At 57.8% G+C, this 6,507-nt stretch carries 3 protein-coding genes and 1 pseudogene; 1 reads left to right on the top strand and 3 read right to left on the bottom strand.

What is annotated here, in order from left to right; genetic code table 11:
* Positions 1–362 (top strand): YdcF family protein (locus tag ACIQ0R_RS10400; RefSeq protein WP_395826913.1); only part of this gene is annotated, 362 nt, incomplete at its 5' end.
* Positions 363–505: 143 nt separating this feature from the next.
* On the opposite strand, the gene ACIQ0R_RS10395 is transcribed toward ACIQ0R_RS10400, so the two are convergent.
* From ACIQ0R_RS10395 to ACIQ0R_RS10385, 3 genes and pseudogenes are all read right to left on the bottom strand, one after another.
* On the bottom strand, positions 506–1,948 hold the full coding sequence (locus ACIQ0R_RS10395; protein WP_395826910.1) for an efflux transporter outer membrane subunit: 1,443 nt from the start codon (positions 1,946–1,948) through the stop codon (positions 506–508).
* Complete coding sequence (locus tag ACIQ0R_RS10390; RefSeq protein WP_395826907.1) at positions 1,941–5,093, bottom strand: efflux RND transporter permease subunit; 3,153 nt, start codon at positions 5,091–5,093, stop codon at positions 1,941–1,943. Before ACIQ0R_RS10390 ends, ACIQ0R_RS10395 begins: the two co-directional genes overlap by 8 nt.
* Before the next feature lie 11 nt (positions 5,094–5,104).
* Positions 5,105–6,316 (bottom strand): annotated as a pseudogene (locus ACIQ0R_RS10385) (efflux RND transporter periplasmic adaptor subunit).
* Positions 6,317–6,507: the final 191 nt, after the last annotated feature.

The following is a 6,507-nucleotide window of genomic DNA, read 5'->3' as shown; positions in this document are numbered from 1 at the left end:
GCACGGCTAGCTCCTTGAACTCCGCCGTGTACATCTGTTTTGGTATCTTCTTCATTGCTGGTCTTTCCAAAGGATCGTTGATTTTACGTTACCTATGGAAGACTAAATTTCGGGGGAAGCTCATATTGCGGCAAGCCGGTATCACAAAAATACTGTTGGTTACCGATGCCTTGCATATGTCGCGCGCGCTAGCCATGTTTGGTGATGCCGGTCTGGACGTGATACCAGCACCCACCATATTTCTTAGCCGGGACCGGCTGACGCTATTGAGTTTCCTGCCTTCGGGCGAGGGCATGCAGCGTAGCGCTTACGCTTTGCATGAATTGTTGGGCGAGCTGTGGTACCGGATGCGAATGAATTAAATAATGGCGCGCACTTTCTTAGCCACTTAGCCCTGATCGCCGCGGTAGCAAAAATAAAAAATGCCGTTCAGAATTATCTGAACGGCATTTCGTACATCTGCGGCTATGTGCGGATTCCGACCCGAAGTTCAGGTCGGCAGGCACTACGATTTCGTCGCTAGCGTATTTTCATGCAGACCGCCGCCCAGCGAACGATACAGATCGATGGCGTTGTTGAGCCGCAGTTGACGTGTCTGGATCAGCGATTGCTGGGCCGAGAGCAAGTCGCGTTGCGCGTTCAAGCGGTCAGTCGAGCTGGCGATGCCGTTCTTGTAGCGCAGATCGGTTAGCTTTACCCGCTCTTCTTGCGCCTTGAGGAAGGCATCCTGTGCCGCCAGTTGCTCATCGAGCGTGCCGCGGGCCACCAGCGCATCGGCGACTTCCTTGAATGCGCTCTGGATGGTCTTTTCATAGTTGGCGATTGCCTGATTCTTGCGAATCTCGCTCAGCGACAGGTTGGCGCGGTTACGTCCACCCTCAAAGATCGGTAGCGTCAGTTGCGGCACGAAAGACCAACTGCGGCTGCCGGTGGCGAACAGACTGCCCAGCGAGCTACTGGCATTGCCGATTCTGGCTGTCAGTGAGATGGTTGGGAAGAAGGCCGCGCGCGCAGCGCCGATGTTGGCGTTGGCGGAGCGTAATTTCTGCTCTGCCTGGCGGATGTCGGGGCGCCGGTTCAACAAGTCGGACGGCAGGCCAGCCGGAATCTCGCTGACAATCTTTTCATCCGACAGCGCTTGCGGCGCCGGCAGATCGCCTAACGGTTTGCCGACCAGAAGCACCAAGGCATTGGTCGCCTGGCCGCGCTGACGTGCCAGCGTGGCCAGCGATACGCGCGCCGATTGCACCAGCGTTTCTGAGTTGCGCAGATCAAGCGCCGATGAGGCGCCGACTTCGAAGCGCATCTTGTCGAGCTTGTAATCGTCCAGGCGGCTATCTAATGTCTGCTGCGCCAGTCGCTGCTGTTCGGCATATGACTGTTCAGTAAGATAGGCTTGGGCAACTTGTGAAATCAAGCTGATTTGCGCCGATTGCCGGGCTTCTTCGGTGGCCAGATAAGTGGCCAGGGCGGCATCTTTCAGACTGCGCACACGGCCGAAGAAATCCAGCTCGAAAGCCGTCATGTTCAAGCCGACCTGATAGGCGGTGTTGACCGCCGGCTCGCCAGGGATCAACTGATCGGCCGGCGTGCGGCTGCGGGTGCGGCTGAAGTTGCCGCTGAAGTTAGGCAGTGCATCGGCGGCGGTGACGCCGTACTGGGCCCGGGCTCCCTCGATATTCAGGGCTGCGGTGCGCAGGTCACGGTTGTTTTCCAGCGCCGCAGCAATCAGCGCTTGCAGGCGCTGATCCGGGAAAAATTCGCGCCAGCCTAATTCGACTGCATCATATTGCGCTTTTCCTTCAGCCGCAGCCGGATAGCTGCCGGCTATCGGTGCCTCCGGCCGGACGTAGGTCGGCGCCATGGTGCAACCGGACAGAACACCAGCCAGCAGTAGCGCGCCGGTCAGGTTCTTGGGCAAGAACGCCGTAGTTGCTGTATTAAACATGCTGATTCTCCACATCTATTTTTTTGTTGGCAGCATACATCTTCCGCTGGCGTTCGCTGCCCTTGAAGATTTTGCGTACCACCACGAAGAACACAGGCACCAGGAACACCGCCAGTACCGTCGCCGTGATCATGCCGCCCATGACGCCGGTACCGATTGCGCGTTGGCTGCCAGAGCCTGCGCCGGTCTTGATCGCCAACGGCAAGACGCCGAGGATGAACGCAAACGAGGTCATCAGAATCGGCCGGAAGCGCAGATGTACCGCTTCCAGTGTCGCTTCAATCAAGCCTTTACCTTGTGCCTGCAGATCTTTGGCGAACTCGATAATCAGAATCGCATTTTTTGCCGACAAACCGACCACAGTAATCATGCCGACCTTGAAGTAGACGTCGTTAGGCATGCCGCGCAAGGTAACGCCCAGCAGCGCGCCGAGAATCCCCAGCGGCACCACCAGCATGACTGCCACCGGAATCGAGGTGCTTTCATACAAGGCAGCCAGCACCAGGAATACCGCGATCAGCGACAACAGGTACAGCATCGGCGCTTGCGAACCGGAGGTTTTTTCTTCCAGCGACTGACCGGTCCACTCAAAGCCGAAGCCAGGCGGAAGTTTGGTTGTCAATGCTTCCATTTCGTCCATTGCTTCACCGGTACTGTAGCCAGGCGAGGCGCCACCGGAAATTTTCATCGCCGGATAGCCGTTATAACGAGTCAACTGCACCGGGCCTTTAGTCCATTCCGAACTGGTGAAGGACGAGAACGGCACCATGGTGCCCGCAGTGTTTTTGACATACAGCTTGGCCAGATCTTCCGGTTGCAGACGCTGCGGCGCGTCGGCTTGCACGATCACGCGTTGCTGCCGGCCCTGGTTCGGGAAATCGTTGACATAGGAAGAGCCGAGGGCGGTCGACAGCGTGTTATTGATGGCGCTGAACGATACACCCAGGGCGTTGGCCTTGTCGCGGTCAATGTTGAGTTGCAGCTGTGGCGAATCTTCCAGACCTTCAGGACGTACTCCAGCCAGGATCTTGCTCTGCGAAGCCATGCCGAGCAACTGGTTGCGGGCAGCGGTCAATGCGGCGTGGCCTTGACCCGAACGGTCTTGCAGGCGGAAGGTAAAGCCGGTGGCATTACCGAGTTCCGGGATCGGCGGCGGGTTCAGCGGAAACACAATCGCGTCCTTGATTTGCGAGAACACACCAAATGCCTTGCCGGCGATGGCGTCGGCGGATTGATCCGGGCCACGTTCGCTCCAGTCCTTCAGCGGCGTGAACACCAGGCCGGCATTCTGACCGTTACCGGAGAAACTGAAGCCGGTAATGACCACCACATTGGCCACGCCAGGCAGTTTCGAGTAATACGCTTCGATCTGCTTGATGACTTCCAGTGTGCGGTTGCTGCTGGCACCGGCCGGCAATTGCACGTTGGTGATGATATAGCCCTGGTCTTCTGCCGGCAGGAAGGATGCTGACAAACGCGCGTACAGCACGCCCACGCCGATCAGGATCGCCGCATAGATAACCAGGTAACGGCCGGTCTTGCCGAGCATCCTGGCGATCATGCCCTGATAGCCGTTGGTCGCCGAGTTGAACTTGCGGTTGAACCAGCCGAAGAATCCTTTCTTCTCATGGTGATGTCCGGCTTCCACCGGTTTCAGGATGGTGGCGCACAACGCTGGGGTCAGCGTAAATGCCATCAATACCGAGAACACCATCGACGCTACCATCGACAGCGAGAACTGGCGATAAATCGCACCCACTGCACCGCTGAAGAATGCCATTGGAATGAACACTGCAATCAGCACCAGCGTAATGCCGATCAGCGCGCCGGTAATCTGGCCCATCGCCTTACGGGTTGCATCGCGCGGCGACAAGCCTTCTTCGCTCATGATGCGTTCGACGTTTTCTACCACCACGATTGCATCGTCAATCAGGATACCGATCGCCAGCACCATGCCGAACATGGTCAGCACGTTGATCGAGAAGCCAAACAGCAGCAGCGTCGCAAAAGTCCCCATCAGCGCCACTGGCACGACCACTGTCGGAATCAGCGTATAGCGGATGTTTTGCAGGAACAGATACATCACCAGGAACACCAGAACGATCGCTTCGACCAGGGTCTTGACCACTTCTTCAATCGAGATCTTGACGAATTTCGAGGTGTCGTAAGGGATTTCGTACTTGACGCCGGACGGGAAATACTGCGACAGCTCTTTCATTTTGGCCTTGACGGCCGTCGCCGTGCCCAATGCGTTTGCCGTTGGCGACAATTGCACGCCAACGAACGAGGTTGGCTTGCCATCGAGACGGCCGGCCGTGGCATACGACTGACCGCCGATTTCGATGCGGGCCACATCGCGCAGGCGCACGATTGAGCCGTCCGAATTGGCGCGCAACTGAATAGCGCCGAACTGTTCCACCGTAGTCAATTGACCGGTCGCCACCACGGTAGCGGAGATCTGCTGCGTGCCGGGGCTCGGCAAATCGCCAAGCGTACCGCCGGCGACCAGCGCATTTTGCGCAGTGATCGCAGCGGTGACATCGGCAGGGGTCAGGTTCAAGCCGACTAGTTTGGCCGGATCGATCCAGATTCGCATCGCCCGTTCGGTACCGAACAGCTGAGCCTGGCCGACGCCCGGCACGCGCTTGATTTCGTTGAGTACGTTGCGTGACAGGTAATCGCCCAGCGCGATTGGATCGAGCTTGCCGTCGGTGGATGACAGGCCGATGAACATCAGGAAGTTACTCCGCGATTTAGTAACCTGCACGCCGTTCTGCGTCACCACTGCCGGCAGACGTGCTTCGACCCGCTTCAAGCGGTTCTGCACGTCCACCGCTGCCAGATCGGCATTGGTTTCCGGGGTGAACGTCACGGTGATCGATACCGAACCGTCAGCCTGGCTTTGCGACTCGACATATTGCAAGCCGTCGGCACCGTTCATTTCCTGTTCGATCAGGCTGGTGACGCTATCGTCGATGGTTTGTGCGGTAGCGCCTGGATACGATGCGCTAACGACAATCGTTGGTGGTGCAATCGAAGGATACTGGGCCACCGGTAATTGCGTGATCGCCAAGCCCCCCCCGAGCAGGATGAAGATGGCGAGCACCCACGCAAATACGGGGCGGTCGATGAAAAACTTGCCCATTAATAGGCTCCTTATTTAGCAGTTGAGGCAGCTGCGGCGGCGCTGGCGCCGGTCCCTGCGGCGGGTGCGCCTGCGGCGGCCGGATTCTATGGCGATGGATTGACCAGCGCGCCCGGTTTGACCTTTTGCAAGCCGTCGACGATGACTTTGTCGCCGCTCTTCAAACCTTCACTGACGATCCACTTATCGCCCTGAGCCGTATTGGCCACCACCGGCCGTACCGAGACTTTGTTGTCGGCGCCGACAACAAAGACTGACGCGCCGTTGAGGTCGCGCTGCACCGCTTGCTGCGGAACAGTAAGCGCTGCTTCGTCGACTGCCTGTTCCAGCCTGGCGCGCACATACATGCCTGGCAGCAGGCTGTGGTCCGGGTTAGGGAATTCCGCGCGCAGGGTGACCGAACCGGTGTTTGCATCGACGGTCAGGTCAGAGAACAGCAGCTTGCCGGATTGCGGGTAAGTGTGACCATCTTCGGTCATCAGTGTTACCTTGACTTGGCCCTGGCCAGCGCTTTTCAGCTTGCCATTACGCATTGCATCTTGCAGTTTCAGGATGTCTGCGCTCGATTGAGTCAGGTTGACGTAGATCGGATCGATTTGTTGTACGGTTGCCAGTTGGGTCACTTCGCTCTGGCCAACCAGTGCGCCTTCGGTCACCAAAGCCTTGCCGATGCGGCCGGCGATTGGCGATGTCACGGTGGCATAGCTGAGATTGAGGCGAGCGGTCTCGCGTGCGGCCTTAGCCGCTGCCACGTCTGCGGCAGCTTGTTTTTGTGTGGCGACGGTGTCGTCGTAATCCTGCTTGCTCACTGCATTGACATCCACCAGCGGCTTATAGCGCTCTGCTTTCAGGGTTGCAGTGGTCAGATTTGCCTCGGCTTTGGCCAATGCGGCTTGCGCGTTGTCATAGGAAGCCTGGAGCGGTGCCGGATCGATCTGGTACAGGACTTGGCCTGCCTTGACATCACTGCCTTCACGGAAATTACGCTTGAGGACGATGCCGGCGGCGCGGGCGCCGATTTGGGCGATACGCGTCGCTTCCAGGCGACCAGGTAGTTCTGTGGTCAGCGCCAGACGTTCCGGTGCGATGGTGATGATGGAAACTCCCGGTGGCGGCGGCGCGCCTTGCGCATCTGGTTTTTTCCCGCAAGCGGCAACAGCGCTGAGGACGGCAACGGCCAGGGTGATACGCGTGAGACGACTGATAGAGCTAACTGAATTCATAAAATTCTCGCACGGTAATTGAAGAAGGACAGCAAATCTGACAGGTGACTCTGTTTGTTGAAAGGACGTTTGTTGAAAGGACATAGGATATTCTAAGAGACGGTTTCATAAAGGCCCGAAGGGGCTGTTAACTTTTCCGGCAAGCTGCTACTCTTCGGCATTGATATAGATAAGGCTGAAGAAGAGATGGG

The sequence above is a fragment of the Collimonas sp. genome, assembly GCF_044339385.1.
Taxonomy (GTDB): domain Bacteria; phylum Pseudomonadota; class Gammaproteobacteria; order Burkholderiales; family Burkholderiaceae_D; genus Collimonas.
Note: the sequence above shows the minus strand (reverse complement) of the source record. Positions and strands in the feature narration are given on the sequence as shown.

Coding starts and splice junctions, on each gene's coding strand:
- ACIQ0R_RS10395 (WP_395826910.1), bottom strand. CDS start 1,948: ATGTTTAATACAGCAACTACGGCGTTCTTGCCCAAGAACCTGACCGGC.
- ACIQ0R_RS10390 (WP_395826907.1), bottom strand. CDS start 5,093: ATGGGCAAGTTTTTCATCGACCGCCCCGTATTTGCGTGGGTGCTCGCC.